This window comes from Rhodopirellula sp. MGV (genome assembly GCF_002251265.1).
Lineage (GTDB): Bacteria > Planctomycetota > Planctomycetia > Pirellulales > Pirellulaceae > Stieleria > Stieleria baltica_A.
Window position 1 is genome coordinate 28256 of sequence record NZ_NPDI01000003.1, and the last position, 21569, is coordinate 49824.

Below are 21569 nucleotides of genomic sequence, written 5' to 3' on the forward strand. Positions count from 1 at the left end.
ATTGTGAGCGGTCGACGTTTGTTTTCGACCGTTAACATCGAGACAGCTCTAGCGAATCGGTGCAGGTTCTGCCGGAAGCATCTCTGCCTTTTGCGGATAGCCACCGTCGACGTTGATTTGTGTGGTCAATCGACGGCGCCAATGCTGGTCATCACGTTCGGGATAATCGCTGCGGAAATGCACGCCCCGCGATTCGGTCCGCACCAGTGCGGCGTTGACCATCATTCCAGCGCAGGTCAGCATGTTTTGCAGCTCCCAACCGGCGATACGGTCGAACTGATGATTCATCACATACGCATTGTACGATCGAATCGTATCCGCAGCTTTTTGCAGTCCTTCGCCGTCACGCTGCACGCCGACCAAACGCCCCATCAAGCTTTTCAGGGACACACGGATGTCATCGATGTCGAACGCTTCGGCAGAGGACGATTCGGATTGTCGGATGGGAAGCGCACGCATTTCATGACCACCCTCGCTTGCCGCACGAGACGCGGCTTCACCCGCAGCAGCGCCATAGACGAGGCCTTCGAGCAAGCTGTTGCTGGCCAAGCGATTCGCGCCATGCAAACCACTACTCGTTGCCTCACCCGCCGCCCAAAGGCCCGGCAAGCTTGTGCGACCTTGTCGATCGACCGTGACACCACCAAGCATGTAGTGGGCACCGGGGCGAACCGGAATTCGATCGCTGGCGATATCGAGTCCGAATTTGCTGCACGCTCGCGCGATTCCTGGGAATCGTGACAGCACGTGTTCTCGGTCGAGATGCGAAAGATCCAGATACACGCAAGGATGCTCGGTCTTTTGCATCTGTGCGACGATCGATTGGCTGACGACATCACGCGGCGCGAGCTCTGCACGTTCGTCGTACTCTGGCATGAACCGGTGCCCCTTGGCGTCCACCAGGTGTGCGCCTTCGCCACGAACGGCTTCGCTGATTAACGAACGGGACGAACCGGCGATGTAAAGCACGGTGGGGTGGAACTGCATGAATTCCAAATCGGCCATTTGAGCACCGGCGCGGTATGCCATCGCTTGGCCATCGCCGGTCGCTACCGCCGGATTGGTCGACTCGCGAAAGACTTGTCCGGCACCGCCAGTGCAAAGGATCGTTTCCTTGGCCCAGACCATCATCGGCTCGCCACCGTTCTGGCTGATCACCGCGCCACGACAACGACCGTCGTGGGTCAGAAGGTCTAACGTGAATGCGTTTTCTAAGATACGAACGCGGTCGAGTGATCGCGTTCGCTGGATAACCGCACGCATGATTTCGGCGCCCGTCGCGTCGCCTTGTGCGTGGACGATCCGTTCGTGCGAGTGACCGCCTTCGCGACCCAATTCCAGTTCACCATGTTCGACGTCAAATTGCGTGCCCCACTGAACCAGTTCTTCGATTCGGCGGGGACCGTCGCGGACAACCATGTTGACCACGTCGGTGTCACACAGATTCGCGCCTGCGATCAAGGTGTCACGAACATGGTTTTCGAAGCGGTCCGCCGGGTCCAGAACGCTGGCGATACCGCCCTGAGCATAAGTGCTGTTCGATTCGCGCAGGACGTCTTTGGTAACCACCAGAACACGCTGGTGAGGCTGAACGGCATTGGCAGCCCGCAAACCGGCCAGACCGCCACCGATGATCAGGATATCTGTGAAGCGATGAGTAGCATGCCTTGTGTCAAACGAGACCAGGTAGCGTGGCGTCATATCAGCGATTCATCTCTTCAATTCGATCGGTCTTGCGTCTCGGACGGACGCGAATGGGGCCAAAGCCCCGGGGCTCAATGGCGGGCAAAGTCGCCAAACCGCTAGTTTACGCGAGTCGGCAAGTTCCGTCACCCGTGCTACTGTGGGCCGTCACAGCGATCAATTCGATTTGGGCAGCAGCGGTTCGTCCCAGATCGCACATTCGCGGCGTCCGTCGCTGTGGGCCCAGGCCCGCGACATCGTGGGGGTGTTGGTGCCCAAGAACAGGTTGCCTTCATAATCGACGGCGATCAAGCCACCGTCGTTCGGCCGGAGGACTTGTTCCAAGCAGTTTTTGCACGCTTCCTCAAGCGTATTGTTGGCCAATTCCATCCGCAGGCTGACGCGGGCGGCGATCGAATGGCGGATGTATTCTTCGCCAATCCCGGTTCCGCTGATCGCGGCAGTGTTGTTGTCCGCGTATGTCCCTGCACCAAGGATTGGCGAATCGCCGATTCGTCCGAATCGTTTCGCTGTGCGACCACCGGTGCTGGTGGCGGCAGCGAGGTTGCCGTGGACGTCCAAAGCAACACAGCCAACCGTTTCGCCGGTGTCGCCTTCGGGATTGTTGTCCGGGCCCAAATCGGTCGGGATCGGATACGCTGGCGACGAAAGCGGATCGAGCTTCATCAGTGGCAGCGCCCGTTGCAGCTGCTGCCAGCGTTTTTCGGTGTAGTAATACGACTGTTCGACCGTAGCGCAGCCGCCGTTTTCGGCAAACGCATCAGCCTCTTCGCCGGAGATCAATACGTGGTGGCTGTCGTCCATTACAAGTCGGGCGGCCAAGATTGGATTGCGAATGCGTTGCAGACCCGCGACGCCGCCTCCTTCAAGGGTTTGGCCGTCCATGATCGAGGCATCGAGTTCGTGAAAGCCACGTGCATTGAACACCGCACCACGCCCGGCGTTAAACATCGGGTCGTTTTCCAAGGCAACGACGGTCGCCGTCACCGCATCAAGAGACTTTCCGCCCTTGCTAAGGACATCGATTCCACACTGCAGCGCTCGGTCAAGGCTGTTGCGGTATCGTGCGACTACCTCTGGGGGCAAGCTTCGGGGCAGCGCGCCGGCTCCACCATGTAACGCGATCACCCAAGTCGATTGCGAATCGCTGGTCGGTTGTGAATAGCTGGCGGTGGACATCATCAACCATAGTAGAAAAGCGTAGCCCCATAATCGATGGCAAGATCTTTCGTGTAGGCGTTCGAAAGTTCGTTGGGGCGGTAATGTTTCGGCCATCATTTTTGCTCGGTTGGCATCTCGGACCATCGACGACTTCCGAATCCTAACCGATTCGGCAACCCGACGCGCGACGGTGACTGCGGCAAGGGGCCAATTGTTGAGGATCGTTTCAGAATGAACAGCCGAGACCATCGGGACCTTCCAACAACGCCTCTTCGGGTGCCCGAATGTCACTATTAGGCAACCCATTGGGATATTGTGTCTTGATTGACTCTAACGCCTGCGTCGCGACCTTGAGGTGTTGCTTCTTTGTGTCGCCGTAAAACTGCTTCGCTTCATTGGGAAGTTTCGGTTGGCCGTGCAGCGGTTTATCGGAAACACAGAGCAGCGTCGCGCTGGGAATGCGGTAGCGAAATCCGTTCGCCGCGACGGTCGCCGATTCCATGTCCACCGCGATCGAGCGACTCGCGCGGAGGTGCTGTTGGGTCCGACTGACCGTCAGTTCCCAGTTTCTATCCAGCGTCGTGTAGACCGCCCCAATACGATAGGGAAGCTCCAGTTCATCCAGCGTTGTTGCAAGTGCTCGGTTTAATAGAAAGCTTGGGGTAATCGGGACTGACGGCGGTAAGGCCTCGTCCAATATCCGGTCCGCACGCATGTATCCGCTGGCCAACACAAAGTCGCCGACGTCTTGGTGATTTCGGACGCCGGCACAGTGGCCCACCATCATCATCGCGTCCGGCCGCAGCACCGCCAAATGGTCCGTCAGGTTCTTTGCGTTGCTGGGGCCGACCCCAATGTTGACTATGCTGATCCCGCGATTGTCAGCGGCGACATGGTGCAGCGTCGGCATTTGGACATTGGTTGCCGTTGACCCACTGCAGCCCGGGAAGGTCTCCGCAAACGCCTCCATGTGCATGTGGTAGTTCGTCAGCAACACATAACGCTGGAAATCTTCCGCCATCGTGCCTGTGTAATGTTCCAAGCGTTTGATCGACAGCTCGCAACGCTCTGGACCGAACATGAACACTTTCTTGCGTGTCAAATCAAAGTCAGACTCGTCGATCGTTTTCAGCAATGTTGCTGCATTCAAGTCGACACGTGGGCGTGACGGTTCAATGGTTATCACGGCACCTCTGCGAGCGAGTTTCAGGAGCTCACGACGCAGGTACCAGCGAAACGCTTTGGGGCGAGCAATCTTGCCGGAAATCTCGGGATTGTGTTTCGACCAATGCCGGATCACCGTCACGCGAACATAGTGGCCTTGCGCGTAGATTTCCTCCATCAATTCACAAGCCGATTCGATCTGTTTGCAAAGGCTATCTTCGCTTTCCGAAGGATCAATTTGCATTTTGGGTTTCATTGCAAGTCCGGTGAGGTCAAACGCGATGTTGGCAGAGTGTCGAGCGTAAACGTGTTGAGATAAGTGGCCGAATGATTGAAGAGAATCGAATTCTGCTAATTTATTTTTAGCATGCTCGGTTGTGAGCAAGGCGAGCAAGCGTTCCCTGCCTTTGGCGGCAGGCCGGAAACGCCGACCTTAGCCAATCCAACCGACAGATAGCCTGAGGTAGGTCCCCCCGTCGCAGGAGTTGACCGAAATCGAATTGATCGCCATTGGTAACGCTTCACTTGACTCCGATCACGCTGGCAGTCGCAATTTCTTTTCATCCTTTCAGTAGGACAACTCATGATCATCGGTGTTCCCAAGGAAACGAAATCGGACGAGTACCGCGTTTCGATGCTGCCCGTCGGCGTGGAAGAATTGGTCAATCGCGGTCATCAGGTGATCGTCGAAAAGAACGCTGGTGTCGGTTCAGGGTTGCTGGACCAAGATTACAGCGATGTCGGCGCGACAATGGTCGATACCGCTGCGGAGGTTTTTGCCAAAGCGGACATGATCGTCAAAGTCAAGGAGCCGCAGGCGGATGAATACCCCATGATCCGGCCCGGGCAAGCCGTGTTTACCTACTTTCACTTCGCCGCCAGCGAACCGCTGACCAACGCGATGTTAAATAGCGGCGCGACCTGCATCGCCTATGAAACGCTGCGTGACCAGCGAGGCCGACTGCCTTTGTTGACCCCGATGAGCGAAGTGGCGGGGCGGATGAGCATCCAACAAGGCGCCAAGTTCCTTGAACGCCCACAGATGGGACGCGGAATTCTGCTGGGTGGTGTTCCCGGCGTCCCGCCAGCACACATCACGATTCTCGGCGGCGGTGTTGTCGGCAGCAACGCGGCAAAGATCGCTGCGGGCTTTCAAGCCGACGTCGTGATTTTGGACGTCGACCTTGATCGTTTGCGATACCTCGACGACATCATGCCGGCGAACGTCAACACGCTTTACAGCGACCGTCACAACATCCTCGAACAACTCGAACGCGCCGACTTGGTCGTTGGGTCGGTGTTGATTCCAGGAGCCAAAGCACCACAGCTCGTCCGCCACGAAGATCTCAAACGAATGAAACCCGGCAGCGTCATCATCGACGTCGCCGTTGACCAAGGCGGATGCATCGAAACGACTCGCCCCACCACACACCGCGATCCGACCTATGTGATCGACGATGTGGTTCATTACTGTGTCGCCAACATGCCGGGCGCCGTCGGTCGCACCAGCACCTATGCACTTTGTAATGCGACGTTACCTTGGGTGATTCGCTTGGCACAGTCGGGCGTCCAAGAAGCGATCGATTCGAAGGGACCGTTGTACGACGCGATCAATATTCACGACGGCAAGGTCTGCAACAGCGGCGTCGCAGAAGCCTTCGACATGGAAATGCACACGCTGTAATTAAGCGTCGGCGCCTTCATGCGGCGATGACATGTGCTTGGCCACATAGGCCGGCTCGCCAATCCGTTGCAGCAAATCCAGCTGCAACTCCAGCCAACCGATGTGCTCTTCTTCTTCGATCGCGATGTCTTCGAACAATCGCTTCGTACCGATGTCAGAGTCTTCGGAGGCTTGGTGAGCGGACTTGGTATAGAACTTGACCGCCTCTTGCTCGTCTGCGAGATCGGATTCGAACAGTTCCTTGAGTGACTTCGCACGGCGTGGCGGTTTGTCAAACGACATCTCCGGCTCGCCTTTGAGGAACATGATTCGTTCTAGGAAACGATCGGAGTGTCCCAGCTCTTCCGTCATTTCTTCTCTCATCTGCTTGGCCAGCAAGTCCAGTCCCCAGTCGTCCAAGACGCTGGCGTGTAATTGGTACTGGTGCGATGCGGTCAGCTCCATCGACAAACCCTTTTGAAGGTTTTCGAGTGATCGTGCGGATGCCATTTGATTCTCCTTGATGGTCGTGTCGTGTACGCGATGAGTCGCGTGTCATGAAATAGAATGGATTGTAGGACCGCTGCAAGCGGCTCGCGGTGGTCTTGCCAACACGTTGACTTAAACGCTGCAGCTTCCGCCGCCACTGCGTTGATTCCAAGGCATTTTGCCCAGGATGGTCGCCATCGCACAGGTATCCGTCAGGCCAGCAAACAACAGCCCCGCGCCGACGAAACCTGACAGGCCAATGAATCCGGGGTGGACGAAGTAACCTAGGATCGCACCGATCAGCACCATCGATCCGGCTACCATCTGAACCTGCCGTGGCAAAGAGACGGTTTTCTTTCCACGCACGACTGGCAATCCGGCCGATTCCCATGCCGAGGTTCCGCCTTGCACATCAACAACGTGCGGGACGCCAAAAGCCACCAACTTGTCGACAGCCTTCTTGGAGCGGTTGCCCGCTTGGCAGATCACGTAAACGGGGCGATCGGGCGATGTGCTGCCCACGGCATCCGCAGAAATCGAATCCAGCGGGACGTTTCGAGCTCCTTCAGCGTGTAGCCCCGAATACTCCGCAGGGGTACGCACATCGATCAGGTTGATTTCACCTTGCTGCTGTTTTCCGGCAAGCGATCGGACATCAATGGTGCTGGACATGGCGAAACTCCCTCTTTGAACCGTGATTGTGTCTTCGTAGTGTCGCAAGGCGACGAGGCGTTTGTTTTGTCCATGGCACGTGTGCGGTGTCATGGAACGCGAAATATTGCTTACGTGTCAATATATCGGGATATCGCGAGATGTCAATCAGTTTGGCTCCGTGGAACGAGCAAAATTCCACGAAATGTCGTTGAATCGGACACCGATTCTCTCCGCCGCGACAGTCAGCAGTGGGGATGAATCGAACTTTGCTTTCTTCGTAGCGGTGATTTGTCTAGAATAGAGTTGCGAGATCCCATGACTGAGTGGCCACCATGACAATGGGGCCCTCCATGAAAGTGTGGCATTGTCCAACCATGCGCGGCGTCTCGCAGACCTACCTCCCCCACCAAACAAAAGTCGGACTTCGGGTTCAACGCCCCGATGACGACTTTCCCGCCACCACCGTCCGATCGAGACCGCACGTTTCAAGTGTTGACCCGATCGCACTCTCTAGAACAACCTATGTCCACCGATCGTTCCAAAGTCGCATGCGCCCAATCGGCCAGAAGCTGGTTGCGATCCAATTCAGCCACTGTTTTTGGCCATACCTTGTTACTCTCGGTAAGCGTCTTGCTTGTCGCTGGCAACACCGCTGTCGCGGCTGAACAGACAGCACCGGCAAGCGAAAAGTCTGCGGAACAGGAAGCATTCTTCGAAAACAAGGTCCGCCCGCTGCTGGTCCAGCACTGTGTGGATTGTCACGGACCGGATGACCAGCAGGGACAACTGCGTCTGGACCGCAAAACGCACTTCGCTCGCGGCGGGGATTCGGGACGTCTCGTGGTGCCAGGCAACGTCGACGCAAGCTTACTTGTCCGGGCCATCGGCTACCAAGACAACGGTTTGCAAATGCCGCCAGACAACAAGCTATCTGACGATGCGATCGCCACGATCCGGAAGTGGGTCGACGACGGAGCCTACTGGCCCGAAGAAACGGCAAGCGAAGATGACGACGTTGAAGAGATGTCGTTCGCCGATCAAATCGTCATGCAACGCGATACCCATTGGTCGTTCCAGCCAATCGTGTCGGTCGAACCGCCAACGATCACCGATCCGGCCTCTGGCGAATCGCTATCTCCCATCGATCAATTTGTGTTTGCGAGATTAGACGAAGCGGGGCTGGAAGCGAACCCGACGGCTGATCGCGAAACGTTGATCCGCCGTGCCTATTTCAACTTACTGGGCCTGCCGCCGACATTTGAAGAGGTTCAAGCATTTGTTAACGACGCTGATCCACTTGCTTTCGAAAAGTTGGTGGACCGCTCGCTCGACAATCCGCACTACGGCGAACGTTGGGCGAGGCACTGGCTGGACATCGCACGCTACGGCGACACGAAAGGATACTTGGCGGGCAGCCAAGAAACGCGTTATCCGTTCGCGTTCACGTACCGCGACTATGTGATCGATGCGTTTAACAACGACAAGCCGTTCACCGAGTTCATTATTGAGCAGATCGCCGCAGACCGGTTAGACCTGCAAGGTGACGATCGCAAGGCACTTGCCGCGATGGGATACCTGACAGTCGGTCGCAAATTCATGAACCGGCGGCCTGATGTGATCGATGACCAAATCGATGTTGTCACTCGCGGCTTCCTCGGACTTAGTGTCTCCTGCGCACGCTGTCATGATCACAAGTACGACCCGATTCCGACCGCCGATTACTACTCGCTGTATGGTGTCTTCGATAGCTGCGAAGAGCCGGGCGAACTGCCGCTGCTTGGCGAACCGCAACCTTCGCCGGAATACGACGAATTCCTGAAAGCGAAAGCCGCCAAACAAAAGGAAGTCGACGACTGGTTGGAAGAACGTCGAGTGGCGACCGAAGACGAGCTACGCAGCCGCATCGCGGACTACCTTGTCTTTTACGCCGAACAGATCGGCAAAGAACGCAAACGTGGCGGCTCATTTCAAGGCAAACGTGGACCGCTCCGCCGCGCCGCCGTTTTCCGCTGGCAGCGTTTCCTCGATCAAGCGAACGAGTCATCGGCGCCGGTGTGGACTTTGTTTCGCGAACTGACCAAGCTTCCCGAAGACGACTTTGCCAACCAATTATCGAACAAGTTGGATGAATTCGCGACGGCGAATTCCGTCGCCGAATCGGCGCCAGGCGTCGCCAAATTGATCGAAGCCCTACGCGAAGCAAAACCGGCGACGATCGCGGATGCCGCTCAAGCGATCGGTGATCAATTCGAAGGCGTGCACGCGAAATGGAAGGAAGCCCATCCCAAAGAGTCACAACCAGCCGACACGCATCCAGACACTTTGACCGATGAAAAGGACGAAGCGTTGCGTTTGGTGATTTGGCAATCCGAAACACCGACATCGTTGGACCGCGATCAGATGATCCAGCACTTGGATCAAACGGAACGTAATCAGTACAACCAAAAGATGAACGGCGTCAACGGAGTCGAGGTCACGCACAGCGGGGCCCCGTCACGCGGTATGGTCTTGGTCGATAAAGATAAACCGACCGAGCCTGTGATTTTCCGTCGCGGCGTTCCGGGGAATCGTGGCGATCGTGTCCCAAGGCGTTTTCTGCAAGTCCTGGAACAAGTTGATGGTGGCAAGCCCTTCATCGACGGCAGCGGTCGTTTGGAGCTCGCCAAGGCAATCGCGAATCCTGACAATCCCCTGACCGCTCGAGTTATCGTCAACCGAATTTGGCAGCACCATTTCGGCGAAGGATTGGTCCGTACGTCAAGCGACTTTGGCACTCGCGGAGAAGCACCAACGCATCCACAGTTGCTCGATTACTTGGCCGCGGAGTTCATGGCGGACGGATGGTCGATCAAGCGACTGCAACGCCGCATCATGTTGACCAAGACTTGGCAACAGACCAGCACCTTGCGTGACAAAGCGATGACGCAAGATCCAGAGAACCGGTTGCTGTGGCACATGCCACGCAAACGTTTGGAATTTGAACCACTCCGCGATCGCTTGTTGGTCGCGGCCGGACGATTGGACGATCGTATCGGTGGCCGTTCCGTGATGATTCACCAGGATGCGACGCGGCGCGGTCTGTACGCCTACATTGACCGCGAAGACCTGCCAGGGTTGCTGGCCAGCTTCGACGTCCCGAGTCCCGACGCCAGTCGTGCACAGCGAACGAAAACCACCGTCCCGCAACAAGCGTTGTACCTGATGAATTCCGGTTTCGTGATAGAGCAAGCAAAGGCCCTGGCCGACCGTGTCATCGCGGACGAACAACGCGATCAATCTGATGCGGAAGTCCTTCGTGATCGAATTCGGCAGATGTATCACTTCGCATTGAATCGCAACCCGAAAGACTGGGAATTGCAAGCCGCCTTCGAGTTCGTTCAGCCACAAACGGACAACCAACAAACGCAATCCGAACAGGCACTCGATCGCTGGGAACAATTGTCCCAGGTCCTGCTGCTCTGCAACGAATTCGCGTTTGTCGACTAAACAAAACACCCCGCCTTTCCGGCAGTTCTGATTGCTCCTTTTCTTTCAGCACTGCTCCATCCTTTCGGTATTTGAACATGTCTGATTCACACGCATTCAATGATCCCGGGTTCAACGGTTCTGGTCCGTCCACACGACGCGAGTTTTTGCGTCGCAGTGGTATCGGCCTAGGATCACTCGGCCTCGCCGGCGTGATGTCCGACGACACGTCACGAGCATTCGCGGGTGACAGCTTGAACCCGATGGCGCCTAAACGGCCCCAGTTTCCTGGCAAAGCGAAAGCGGTCATTCATCTGTTTCTCAATGGCGGGCCGTCACAAGTCGATACGTTCGACCCCAAGCCAGCGCTCGATAAATTTCATGGCCAATCGATCCCGCTCGATCTGCGGACGGAACGCGAAACCGGCGCGGCGTACCGATCACCGTTTAAATTCAAGAGGTACGGCGAAAGCGGAATCGAAGTCAGCGAACTGTTTTCGCATGTTGGCGAAAGTATCGATGACGTTTGTGTAATCCGCTCGATGCATGCCGACGTGCCGAATCATGAACCATCATTGATGCTGATGAACTGCGGTCATGCGCAGTTCGTTCGGCCTTCGGTCGGTTCCTGGGTGACGTATGGGCTGGGTAGCGAAAACCAAAACCTGCCGGGATTTATCGCGATGTGCCCCAATGGTTATCCGATCAAAGGGGCCGAAAACTGGCAAGCAGGATTCCTTCCCGGTGCGTACCAAGGCACCTATATCGATAGCCGACACAAGGACATCGAACGGCTGATTTCCAACATTCGCAACGCGTCTGGCTTGGAACGCAGCCAACAACGTCGACAGTTGGACCTGCTGCAACAGATCAACAACCGCTATCAGGAACAGCGTCAACAAGACGCCGAACTTGAATCACGAGTGCAAAGTTTTGAACTCGCGTACCGAATGCAGATGGAAGCCACCGACGCGTTCGATATCAGCGACGAACCTGAATACATCCGCAAGATGTATGGCGATTCGGTCCAGGCAAGGCAAATCTTGATCGCCCGACGCTTAGTCGAACGCGGTGTACGCTACATCCAACTGTGGCACGGTGCCGGCCAACCTTGGGACAGCCACGACCAAATCGAACAGAATCACAAACGTCTGGCCGGCGAATGCTCACAAGCGATCGGCGCGTTGCTGAAAGACCTCAAGCAACGGTCGCTACTGGATGAAACCCTGGTGATCTGGGGCGGTGAATTTGGACGCACGCCAACGGTCGAATTGCCAAAGCCTGGCGCGAACGCGGGGACAAACAGCGGACGCGACCACAATCACTACGGCTTCACGATGTGGCTTGCCGGCGGAGGTGTCAAAGGCGGCCACGTGCATGGTGCGACTGACGAATTCGGTTTCCAGGCCGTCGAAAATCGAGTGCATGTGCACGACTTGCAAGCGACGGTGTTGCATCTGCTGGGTTTTGATCACGAACGATTGACGTACCGCTATGCCGGGCGTGATTTCCGGCTGACCGATATCCACGGCAACGTCGTCCATGACATCGTTGCTTAATCGACGCGATTAACCTTGCTCGATCGCCACATCATAGATTTCGACGCGGCCAAAGTCGGGGAACTTTCCGTCTTTTAGGCTGCCTGGCTGGCCTTGGGTTCCGATCACGACTAGCGATTTGCCATCGGCGGCAAAGTGCATCGTGGTGACACGGTAACCGGTTTTTAATCTGGTCAAACGCTTGCCATCTTCGAGCGAAAACAGTGCCACGTTCCAATCGCCACCGCGAAGGCGGCCGCCCATCGCGAAGCATTTACCGTTGGGATGCAACGCAAGCGACTCCATCAAGCCTTCGCCGTTTTCTCCTTCGTGGGTTTGGTCCAGCATCTTGGGCGTGTCGCCAAACGTTTCCCAACGCTGCCAAAGCTGCTTCCCGTTGCCAGCCATCGGGTCACGCATCGGCCCCATCCCCGCCAGCAAAATCGATTGGTCGTCGGGTGCGAACCGCAAGGCAAAGATTCCGCCCAAGTAGCAGTGACTTTTGATGATTCCCCAACTCGTAAAGTCAGGGGTTTGGATGGTCGTTTGCAGGTCTCCTGTCTCGCAGGAAAAAATGCGGACTTCGCCCATCAAGTTTCCTGCGGCGACGCGTTTGCCATCGTGACTGAATGCAACCGACTGCACAGACGGGACGTGCGGCAAACGGTGAAGGATCTCGCCGGTCGCGGTCTCGCCGATGACCAGCGAGGGTTCGCGTTCGGCAGCGGGTTCGTATTTGTATCCACCGGCGAGATACTGTCCCGTCACCGATGCGAACAACGATTGGTCAGGTGAGACGGCGGTTTGCCAGGACCAGAATTCGTGGAGCGGCAACTCGCGTTTCAGTTCCGATGTCTTAAGGTCGAACCAGCGTAGCGTTCCGTCATAGCCTCCGGACAAGATGATATCGTCAGCTAGCCAATGGACCGAACTCGCATAGCTGTCGTGCGAATACAGTTGCTGCCGTTCGCCGTTTGCCAAGTCAAGCTTGTAGACACCGTCCATGCAGGCGCCGATCAGCGTTGCACCGTCGGTCGAGACTGCTCCACCAAGGATTGCCATCGGCAGTCGCTGGCCCGATCGTTTTTCGAGTTTGACGTCCATTAGGCCAGTACCTCCAGAATCGGTGCGGCGTCTTCTTCGACGCGATGAAACGTCGGCAATCCGGGCAGGTCGTATTCGTCGTGTGGGTCCACACCGAGCGCGGTGAAAATCGTCGCGAACAGGTTCCGGTTATCGACTTTGCCTTCGACGACTTCGAATCCGAGCGGGTCGGTTGCCCCGTGGACGACGCCGCCGCGAATACCACCACCAGCCATCGCTAAGCTCCAAGCGTTTGGATAGTGGTCGCGTCCACGAGCTTCGTTCATCCACGGGGTTCGACCGAATTCGCCCATCGCAATGACCAGGGTGTCGTCCAGCATCCCGCGCTCTTCCAAGTCGTTGACCAATTGGTAAAGCACGTTGTCCAGTTCTGGCACCAACATCTGGTGCATCTCGTGTTGATAGACGTGGTTGTCCCAAGGCATCCCGTTGGCGACCATCACGAACGTCGACCCGTTTTCGATCAGGTGCCTCGCTTGCAACGCGTGCTGTGCGAATGCTCCGCCGCCGTAACGCTGACGATCGTCTTCGGGTAGTGAATCCATGTCGAACAGCGGCGCGCAGCTCATCAGGCCCTGCACACGTTCGAAAGCGGCGTTGTGTGATGCGGCCGCGTTGCTCTTTTGGTCCAGTTCGTATTTCTTGCTGAAGAACCGGCGCAATGCTTCGCGGTCCGCATGGTCGGCATCGGTGATCGAATCCAATTTTTCGATGTTGGGAATGCCGTAGTCACCGCCCGCCCGCACCGGCCCGTACTCGGCACCCAGCCAACCGGCCCAGTTACCCGCCTTGAACGCTTTGAATTCGTTGCCTTCGGGACAGGGATCCAGCAGCACAAATTGCGGCACCGGGCTGTCCAGTTGCCCGAGTTGCTTTGCGATCACTGAACCGAGGATTGGGCGTGTGAACGGAGGGCGCGGTCCGTCGCCTCGCGTCAGCGCGTCGATGCCCTGGAAGTGCTCGCTCGGTTTGGTGCTCATGCTGCGAATGACGGCCAGCTTGTCCATCATGGTCGCGCACTTGGGCATCAGCGAACTGATTTGCACACCGGGAAGGTTCGTCTGGATCGCACCAAATGGTCCGCCGGTGGCCGTTCCCGGTTTTGGGTCCCACATTTCGAATTGGCTTGGTGCCCCGCAAAGCCAAAGCAAGATGCAGCGTTTGCCTTGACGTTTGGTTTCCTCGGCCAATGCAGGGATGGAAAACAGCCCGTTGAAACTGGCCACGGATGCGGCGCTGGCGGCTAAGGAGCCTTGCAGGAACAACCGTCGATGGACGGTGTGTTCGTCACTCCCGCAAGTCATCCTTTGTTTGGATGTTCGGATCATGGCAATCAGTGGTTGAAACGGAATTCGGCGCTCGTGATCAACGACCACGCGACTTGGGCGATCGCTTCTTCAGCACGTTCGCGACGTTGGTCCAGATAGCCGACGATGGCGTCAAGCTCTTCCGATGTTGGTTGTCGGCCAAGCAAAGTTTCGATCAAACGAGACGCTTGCTGCTGCGGTTCTGATTCGGCGGCGATTTGCGAGATCGGCGATCCGTCTCGAAAGCTATCGCGAATGAATTGATCCAATCCGGCGTTGTTGCTGAAGTACAACGCGTCCGCGACGGGAACTTCCACACCATCGGGCAAGACGTCGACAATTTGCTGCCGCAATCCTTTGACGACGTCGGCGTTGTTGTCGAACGAGCCGCGGAGTGTTTGCTGGATCGAACGAGCAAGCTGTTCTGCTGTCAATGGCCGTTCGATGTACCACGTGAAGGTATCTGGCGAAATCGCTTCACTTGGGCGGCGAGAATCCAATTGGTAGGCATCGGACAAGACGATGCTGCGGACCAATCGTCGGACATCGAATTGGTGTGTCGCGAAGTCATCGGCCAGCCAGTCCAGCAACTTGGGATGACTCGGGTCGTGCATGCTATCGATTTCGTCATGAGGATGGACAATGCCGCGTCCCATTAAAATCGCCCACACGCGGTTGACCATCGCCCGTGGGACCAGCGGGTGGCCTTCTAAGATTTGAGTGACAAACTTGGTCCGTCGTGAAAACAGTGGCTCACGCGGATCGCCACTCACGTCAGCGGGCGAATACAGAGATTCGGAGTCCTCTTGCGACTCACCCGCTTTGGGCCGTTTTTCGTGAACAGTTCGAGAGTCGAAGAACGTGAGGTAGTTCGGTGTGCTGGAGCCTTCCAGGTTGGCGAATTCGGAAAAGCCACCCACCGCGGACTCGGACATTCGCAAGCCGTTGTCTGTCTTTTGGTTTTTGCTGCGGTTAAAGAACGCGACCAAGCCCCAGTAATGCGCCTGCTCGATTTCGTCAGCCATCATGTGGTCATGGCATTGTGCGCACTCGATCCGAATGCCAAAAAACGCCGGGGCGACGGCTTCGGCAATCGCTTGGTAGTTTTCTTTGCGTTCATACAAGAACCAGACCGCACCGTCGGAATCCGGATCGTCGGGGCGAGCCAACAAAACCTCACGAGCGACATCCGCCCAAGGCCGATTATCGCGAAAGGCGCTTTCCAGGTATCCACGCCAACCGTGACGTGCACGCTGTTCATAAACGCGTTCTTGTGCCCGCCCCATTAAGATCGCGTCAAAGAGATCGGCAAAATGTTGTGCGTAGTTTTCGCTGTGCAACAAGGCGTCGACCAGTTCTTCGCGTCGCTGCTCGCTTGGGTTGGCAAGAAACGTGTTTCGCTCGTCGTTCGAAGGCACGCGCCCGGCCAAGTCTAAGTAGATTCTTCGGACGAAGGTTTCATCGCTGCATCGACCCGCCGGAGTGACCGAGTCGGCTTTCCATTTGGCAGCGATCTGCGAATTGATTTGGTCCGTCGGAGTCGCCGCGGATGATGGTTGGCAGAACCAAACCAGCGAAACGCCGAGAGCGATAGCGAGGTGGAGACGTCGCATGATCGGATTTTGAGGTGGGAATGTTGGTGGGTAGGCCCCTGAGTATACCCGATCCGTCAGCGTCAATCACAAGCCAAGAATCCTCAAACGCATCGGATCAGTTGCCAAACCACCATCAACCGTACCCAAAGTCGCCTTTCGCTCAGCGAAAGTAGCGTTTCCTATCGCGGACATGCCGCAACACACGCAGCTAAAGTCACTACGAAATCCGTTGCCGACATCGACCAATGCAAGCCAACGTTCAACTAATCGTCGAAGCCGCTAAAATGCAAATCAGCAACGCGCACACGGCTTCCTGGCAAGCATTTTCTACATTCGACTCAGGCGAAGGACGCTACTTTCGCGGAGCGAAAGGCGACATTGGCGAGGACAATGATGATCGGTGAATTGTTTGATCCTCAAGCCCCACTTGCGATCAGCGAACACTACCGCCCGCATTGGTCTCAAGCGGGAGCGATCGTGTTCATTACCTTTCGTACAGCGGACTCGATCCCGTATGAAGTTTTGCAGCGTTGGGAACGCGAGAAGAATGAATGGATCGCTCGCAATACGGGTAGAAACGCTGATTGGCGGAAGGTGCTGCCTGAACTTGATCCAAGACTGCGCCATCAATTCAAAAAGACCTTCAATCGATTGCGAGAAGACTTCCTCGATACGTGCAATGGTAAATGTGTCCTTCGCCAGCCAGATTTCGCATCAATCGTTGCCGATTCGCTGTCTCATTTCGATGGTAAACGCTATCGTCTGGGCGACTTCATTGTGATGCCAAATCATGTTCATCTGCTTGCCAGCTTCCCTTCGGAAGAAACGATGATTGGACAATGCGATTCTTGGTTGCATTACACCGCATGGAAAATCAATCAACAGCTTGGCAACAAGGGGAAGTTCTGGCAACAAGAACCCTTCGATCACCTAGTCAGAAGTCCCGAGCAGTATCAATACCTATGCAATTACATCCGTGACAACGGAACCAAGGCAAACCTCCGGTCCGGCGATTTTCTGTACCGGCAGCATGACAATCATCAATGATCGGCTTGCACGCCCCATAAAACGAGGCAAGCAACGATCGCAAACGACCGTGCCCAAAGTCGCCTTTCGCTCCGCGAAAGTAGCGTTTCCTATCGCGGACATGCCGCAACACACGCAGCTAAAGTCACTACGAAATCCGTTGCCGACATCGACCAATGCAAGCCAACGTTCACCCGATCGTCGAAGCCGCTAAAATGCAAATCAGCAACGCGCACACGGCGTCCAGGCAAGCATTTCGACATTCGATTCAGGCGAAGAACGCTACTTTCGCGGAGCGAAAGGCGACATTGGCGATCAGCGAACATTACCGTCCCCATTGGTCTCAAGCGGGAGCGATCGAATTTTGGCCGAAGGCCATTCGCACCATAGGCTGGGGCATCGCCCCAGTTTTCGATTGCCCAATCGCCATCTTTGGCTTTGGCTGAAGGCCATGAACACTGCTCGCTTTGTGGGCCTTGGCAGGTGGAATTGACCTTCGGCCAATCAGCGAACTTTGGGAATCATGGTCCTGTGGCGATGCCACAGGCTACGGTGTTTAAGTCCTTCGGCCAAGTGATTACAGTTCGAGCAGAGTCTATCTTTCATCGAGGTGCCGGGGCACGTCAACGTTCGTGATGCCTGAACACCGCTGGCGACCTTGCAAGTCGCGTCAACCGACAAGTCAGTTGGCACTACCTCTGCCATCACCAAACGGTAAACAAGTTCTTTTTTTGCTTGATCGAGTGTTGGTGTTCGCAACAGGGCGATAACAAAAGACGCTACTATCGCGGGGCGAAAGGCGACATTGGTTCGTTGTTCGCGTATTCTATTTGCTTTGCTCGTCTCCTTTTCGTTTGATGGGTTTCTTGATGCGTTTGCTTTCCTTGGGGTTGGTTGTTTGCGTTTGTGTCGCGGGGTGCGCTCGGCGCGAGTTGTCTGGCAGTGGCGAGTCGCTGGTAGAGGCTCGTGCAGGTTTCAAGACAACGATCATCAAAACAGGCGAAGACTACGGGGCACCCGATGTTCCAGCCGATGACACCTTCGAATTGATCCATTACCCTGCCCCGGTGGGCGAACTCGCCGCCTATCTGACACCTGATCCAGGCGATGGCAAACGCTATCCGGCGATCATCTGGATCACCGGCGGCGACTGCAACACGATCGGCGACGTCTGGTCGTACCAAGACCGTGGGAACGATCAATCGGCCAGTACGTTTCGTAAACAGGGCGTGGTGATGATGTTTCCGTCACTACGCGGCGGGAACGATAACCCCGGGAAACGCGAAGGGTTTTACGGCGAAGTCGACGATGTGATCGCGGCAACGGAATACTTGGCAAAACAGCCGTACGTTGACCCCGATCAGATCTATCTTGGCGGGCACAGTACCGGTGGCACGCTAGTGCTGCTCGTCGGCGAATGTTCGGCGCGTTACCAAGCCATCTTCTCACTCGGCGCCGTTGCTGCTGCCGACCAATACGGAGGCGAGTTTCTGTATTGCGATCCAAGCTATGCGAAAGAGCTGCGGCTGCGTTCTCCCATCTATTGGCTCGATCAAATCAAGAATCCGACCTACGTCATCGAAGGCGAAGAAGGCAACTGGGACGGCGCGATTGAAGTGATGGCAGACGCCAATACCAACCCGAAAATTCAGTTTTTCAAAGTCGATGGACACGATCACTTTTCGGTCATCGCACCAGTCGCTGAAATTTTGGCGAAGCAAATCGTTGCTGGAAAAGTTGGCTTGACGGAATCGATGCTTCGCGACCTCCAATGACGGCGAAGACAAACACTCGCTACGACTCGTCTTCGTCTTTACGTTTTAGTTTTCGATAGAGTGTTTTGCGATCAACGCCCAGGATTTTTGCCGCCTGGGTACGGTTGCCCTCGACCGCTTGAAGGACATGCTCGATGTAGCGTTCTTCGAGATCTTCGAGAGACATCAGTTCGGAAGGATCATCGCCACCAATAAACACCGTTGTTGGTTGGTGTTCACGAATTTTGTCGGGTAAATCTTCGACCGTGATTGAGTCGTACTGGGTCAGCGCGACCGCGCGTTGCATCACGTTTCGTAATTCACGCACATTACCGGGCCAACGGTAAGCGAGCAACTTCTCGACAGCCGGCTTAGAGATCCCGTTGACATCTTTATTGGCTTGGCTGGCGAAACGTTCGATCGAGCTGAGGGCCAGTTCGAGAATGTCGGCGCCGCGTGACCGAAGCGGGGGCAGTTGCAGCTGAATCACATTGATCCGAAAAAACAGATCCTGTCGAAAGTCACCCGAATCGATGGCGGATTCTAAGTCCCGGTTGGTCGCGGCAAGTACTCGTACATCGAATTCAACTTCGCGATCACCGCCGACTGGTCGTAAGCGACTCTCTTCCAAAGCACGCAAAAGTTTGACTTGCATGTTCATTGGCATGTCACCGATTTCATCCAAGAACAACGTCCCACCCTGGGCTTCGAGAAACAAACCTTTACGGTCGGTTCTCGCATCGGTAAACGCGCCTTTGGCGTGTCCAAACAGCTCGCTTTCGATCAACGATTCGGAGACTGCCGCACAGTTCACGGCGACGAAAGGTTTGTCGGCCCGGAGGCTGAGTCGATGGATGGATTTGGCGACGACTTCCTTGCCGGTGCCGCTTTCGCCGGTAATCAAGATCGGGGCGTCACTTGGCGCGACGCGACGGATCTGTTCGCGAAGGCTTCCCATTACATCGCTTTGACCGAGCAGATCGGGAAAGTCTCCGTTCGATTGTTGCGTTTCGCTCAGCAAACGAATCTGTTCGGACAGACGGCGATGTTCGGCGGCCCGTTGGATCGCCATCCGTAGCACCTGCATCTCGACAGGCTTGGTGACGAAGTCGTAAGCTCCGCCACGGATTGCTTCGACGGCGGTTTCAAGATTTCCGAAGGCCGTCATGACAACGACAGGCAGGTCGGGCCGAAGCGAGTGAATTTGGCGGCAAAGTTCTAAACCCGAGGTTCCCGGCATGCGGACGTCCGTCAAAACGACATCAACGTTTTGCTGATGCAGACGCTCGATCGCTTGAGAGGCATTTTGGCAAACCAGAGTGCCGAAACCGTTTAATGAGAGTGCGGCCTGGACCAAGTCGCACATCGATTTGTCGTCGTCGACGATCAGAACCGTCTGCCGCGTCGCTTGGTTACTTGGCTCAGTCATCTTGGCTTGCGGGTTCGTGAGTAGAAGCGTGAATTGGCAAGTACACAGTGAAGGTTGAACCTTGGCCGAGTTCGCTTTCGACGTCAATCCTGCCGCCGTGTTCGTGAACGATTCCGTGCACAATCGAAAGGCCTAAACCGGTTCCTTCACCAACGTCCTTGGTGGTAAAAAATGGATCGAAGAGCTGGTCCAGGATGTCGGGTGCAATCCCGCTGCCATCGTCGGAGACCACCAGTTTGATTTCGTCGGCGCCATGTGCCTCGGCCGCGATTTTGACTTGAACATGGTCGGTTTTGGATTGCAACGCATTGCTGATTAGATTCGTCAGGACTTGCTGCAATTGCCCCCGATCGACTTCGGCGACCAACTCGTTTTCCGGCAGCAATGTTTCGATGTTGGAGCTCGTTTTTCGAGCGATCGGCAGCAACAATTGACAGGTTTCGTCGATCACACATCGCAGATCGGTCGCTTGTCGGGTTGTCGAGCCATCGCGGGCAAAGGCAAGAAGGCTGCGAATGGTTTTGGAAATTCGATCACATTGATTCCTAATTTGGCGGCAGCTTCCACGCACGGCGTCGCCCGAAAGCTCACCGGCTTCGATCAACTCGGCATGTCCGGCGACCACGTTGAGAGGTGTTCCAATTTCATGTGCGAGACCTGCGGCGATTCGTCCGACCGAACGCAATCGGTCGGCGTGGCGAAGTTGTTCGACGGCGGCCAAACGCGCGGCGGTTTCTGATTCAATTTGGTCGCGTTGGCGATTCAATCGGTCGCACATCGCATTGATGGCGACAGCCAAGTCGGCTAACTCGTCGTGTGAGTGGATCTCGATACGCTCCGACAGGTCACCATCGGCAATGCGATTGACCCGATCGATCAATCGTTGCAGCGGTTGTCCGACCATACGAACGCCGCCAAAGTAGATTACGATCGCCGACAAGCCCGCAACACTGAGCAGTGTCAGCAAGGTGCTGCTTATCGCGCGGCGAACGCGGTTTTCGCTATCGATATCAGGGGCGCTCACTTCGACGCGTTCACGTTCCGCATCGGCAGCGCCATCGGTTTCGTTGGGTTGAATCGGCACGTAAGTAAAGAACCGATCTACCCCTTCGGGTTCCGAGACAGTGATCGTCGTTACCTGCTGGCTATAAATAATCTGATCACTGGGGACACGCGGTTGTCGGCTCCGTTCATCGGACGCGAGTTCGACCTTGCGAACTTGGATGAAGCTTTTGGTGGTACGCGTCCGCGTTTTCGGCAATTCGGTGGCCCCTTCGTTGCGGCTTCGCTGTTTTTGTTGTTCCGCTTGTTTGAGCATCTCGGCGAGCTCCTGCGCATAGCGCTGGTGCTGTTCGATCATCGTTTGCTTCTCTCGGCGTACGGTTGCAAAAGCAAACACTCCGACGATCAGAAACAATCCACAGAGAAACAGCAGGATCAGTTTGGCAGCGAGACGCATCGTTGATTCATGGATTCGTAGAGTTGCATTCCCAGCCGACTATAGGCCAGATGACAA

15 protein-coding genes are annotated in these 21569 nt (G+C 55.9%); 5 read left to right on the plus strand and 10 right to left on the minus strand.

The window, feature by feature from the left end:
- Positions 1-48: 48 nt before the first annotated feature.
- The 3 genes from nadB to CGZ80_RS01755 form a co-directional block, all read right to left on the minus strand.
- A complete protein-coding gene (gene nadB, locus CGZ80_RS01745; RefSeq protein ID WP_094411058.1) occupies positions 49-1701 on the minus strand; it encodes an L-aspartate oxidase in 1653 nt (550 codons plus the stop codon).
- 159 nt (positions 1702-1860) lie between these two features.
- Positions 1861-2886: an isoaspartyl peptidase/L-asparaginase family protein gene (locus tag CGZ80_RS01750; RefSeq protein ID WP_158222507.1), complete on the minus strand. Its 1026-nt coding sequence runs from the start codon at positions 2884-2886 to the stop codon at positions 1861-1863.
- 205 nt (positions 2887-3091) lie between these two features.
- The gene (locus tag CGZ80_RS01755) at positions 3092-4285 is read right to left on the minus strand and encodes an AMP nucleosidase (protein ID WP_094411112.1); all 1194 of its coding nucleotides are present in this window, start codon (positions 4283-4285) and stop codon (positions 3092-3094) included.
- 327 nt (positions 4286-4612) lie between these two features.
- On the opposite strand from CGZ80_RS01755, the gene ald reads away from it, so the two are divergent.
- Positions 4613-5713: an alanine dehydrogenase gene (gene ald / locus CGZ80_RS01760; protein WP_094411060.1), complete on the plus strand. Its 1101-nt coding sequence runs from the start codon at positions 4613-4615 to the stop codon at positions 5711-5713.
- Here ald and CGZ80_RS01765 read toward each other — a convergent pair whose 3' ends face one another.
- Complete coding sequence (locus CGZ80_RS01765) at positions 5714-6202, minus strand: bacterioferritin (RefSeq protein ID WP_094411061.1); 489 nt, start codon at positions 6200-6202, stop codon at positions 5714-5716.
- A 111-nt stretch (positions 6203-6313) separates the two neighbouring features.
- On the minus strand, positions 6314-6853 hold the full coding sequence (locus CGZ80_RS01770) for a rhodanese-like domain-containing protein (RefSeq protein ID WP_094411113.1): 540 nt from the start codon (positions 6851-6853) through the stop codon (positions 6314-6316).
- 504 nt (positions 6854-7357) lie between these two features.
- Here CGZ80_RS01770 and CGZ80_RS01780 point away from each other — a divergent pair.
- Positions 7358-10321: a PSD1 and planctomycete cytochrome C domain-containing protein gene (locus tag CGZ80_RS01780; RefSeq protein WP_158222508.1), complete on the plus strand. Its 2964-nt coding sequence runs from the start codon at positions 7358-7360 to the stop codon at positions 10319-10321.
- 77 nt (positions 10322-10398) lie between these two features.
- Positions 10399-11859, plus strand: coding sequence for a DUF1501 domain-containing protein (locus CGZ80_RS01785; RefSeq protein WP_094411064.1), 1461 nt, complete (start codon positions 10399-10401; stop codon positions 11857-11859).
- Between the two features lie 9 nt (positions 11860-11868).
- Here CGZ80_RS01785 and CGZ80_RS01790 read toward each other — a convergent pair whose 3' ends face one another.
- Genes CGZ80_RS01790 through CGZ80_RS01800 form a run of 3 tightly spaced genes read right to left on the minus strand, consistent with a single transcriptional unit; the run spans position 11869 to position 15862 of the window.
- Positions 11869-12942 (minus strand): WD40 repeat domain-containing protein, encoded by a 1074-nt coding sequence (locus CGZ80_RS01790; RefSeq protein ID WP_094411065.1) that lies wholly within the window; start codon positions 12940-12942, stop codon positions 11869-11871.
- Positions 12942-14270, minus strand: coding sequence for a DUF1501 domain-containing protein (locus tag CGZ80_RS01795; RefSeq protein WP_094411114.1), 1329 nt, complete (start codon positions 14268-14270; stop codon positions 12942-12944). The genes CGZ80_RS01790 and CGZ80_RS01795 overlap by 1 nt, the downstream gene beginning before the upstream one ends.
- Positions 14271-14275: 5 nt before the next feature.
- Positions 14276-15862 carry a DUF1549 domain-containing protein gene (locus CGZ80_RS01800; protein WP_094411066.1) on the minus strand — a complete coding sequence of 529 codons (1587 nt, stop codon included), beginning with the start codon at positions 15860-15862 and terminating at the stop codon, positions 14276-14278.
- Between the two features lie 372 nt (positions 15863-16234).
- Between CGZ80_RS01800 and CGZ80_RS01805 the strand changes: the two genes are divergently transcribed.
- Positions 16235-16891, plus strand: a complete 657-nt coding sequence (locus CGZ80_RS01805) for a transposase (RefSeq protein WP_233148165.1) — start codon at positions 16235-16237, stop codon at positions 16889-16891.
- Positions 16892-17739: 848 nt separating this feature from the next.
- Positions 17740-18645 (plus strand): alpha/beta hydrolase family protein, encoded by a 906-nt coding sequence (locus CGZ80_RS01825; RefSeq protein WP_094411116.1) that lies wholly within the window; start codon positions 17740-17742, stop codon positions 18643-18645.
- Between the two features lie 19 nt (positions 18646-18664).
- On the opposite strand, the gene CGZ80_RS01830 is transcribed toward CGZ80_RS01825, so the two are convergent.
- Both CGZ80_RS01830 and CGZ80_RS01835 read right to left on the minus strand, forming a co-directional pair.
- A complete protein-coding gene (locus CGZ80_RS01830; protein ID WP_094411070.1) occupies positions 18665-20053 on the minus strand; it encodes a sigma-54-dependent transcriptional regulator in 1389 nt (462 codons plus the stop codon).
- A complete protein-coding gene (locus CGZ80_RS01835) occupies positions 20046-21512 on the minus strand; it encodes a sensor histidine kinase (RefSeq protein WP_094411071.1) in 1467 nt (488 codons plus the stop codon). Before CGZ80_RS01835 ends, CGZ80_RS01830 begins: the two co-directional genes overlap by 8 nt.
- Positions 21513-21569 lie beyond the last annotated feature (57 nt).

Coding starts and splice junctions, on each gene's coding strand:
- nadB (WP_094411058.1), bottom strand. CDS start 1,701: ATGACGCCACGCTACCTGGTCTCGTTTGACACAAGGCATGCTACTCAT.
- CGZ80_RS01750 (WP_158222507.1), bottom strand. CDS start 2,886: ATGATGTCCACCGCCAGCTATTCACAACCGACCAGCGATTCGCAATCG.
- CGZ80_RS01755 (WP_094411112.1), bottom strand. CDS start 4,285: ATGAAACCCAAAATGCAAATTGATCCTTCGGAAAGCGAAGATAGCCTT.
- ald (WP_094411060.1), top strand. CDS start 4,613: ATGATCATCGGTGTTCCCAAGGAAACGAAATCGGACGAGTACCGCGTT.
- CGZ80_RS01765 (WP_094411061.1), bottom strand. CDS start 6,202: ATGGCATCCGCACGATCACTCGAAAACCTTCAAAAGGGTTTGTCGATG.
- CGZ80_RS01770 (WP_094411113.1), bottom strand. CDS start 6,853: ATGTCCAGCACCATTGATGTCCGATCGCTTGCCGGAAAACAGCAGCAA.
- CGZ80_RS01780 (WP_158222508.1), top strand. CDS start 7,358: ATGTCCACCGATCGTTCCAAAGTCGCATGCGCCCAATCGGCCAGAAGC.
- CGZ80_RS01785 (WP_094411064.1), top strand. CDS start 10,399: ATGTCTGATTCACACGCATTCAATGATCCCGGGTTCAACGGTTCTGGT.
- CGZ80_RS01790 (WP_094411065.1), bottom strand. CDS start 12,942: ATGGACGTCAAACTCGAAAAACGATCGGGCCAGCGACTGCCGATGGCA.
- CGZ80_RS01795 (WP_094411114.1), bottom strand. CDS start 14,270: ATGATCCGAACATCCAAACAAAGGATGACTTGCGGGAGTGACGAACAC.
- CGZ80_RS01800 (WP_094411066.1), bottom strand. CDS start 15,862: ATGCGACGTCTCCACCTCGCTATCGCTCTCGGCGTTTCGCTGGTTTGG.
- CGZ80_RS01805 (WP_233148165.1), top strand. CDS start 16,235: ATGATGATCGGTGAATTGTTTGATCCTCAAGCCCCACTTGCGATCAGC.
- CGZ80_RS01825 (WP_094411116.1), top strand. CDS start 17,740: ATGCGTTTGCTTTCCTTGGGGTTGGTTGTTTGCGTTTGTGTCGCGGGG.
- CGZ80_RS01830 (WP_094411070.1), bottom strand. CDS start 20,053: ATGACTGAGCCAAGTAACCAAGCGACGCGGCAGACGGTTCTGATCGTC.
- CGZ80_RS01835 (WP_094411071.1), bottom strand. CDS start 21,512: ATGCGTCTCGCTGCCAAACTGATCCTGCTGTTTCTCTGTGGATTGTTT.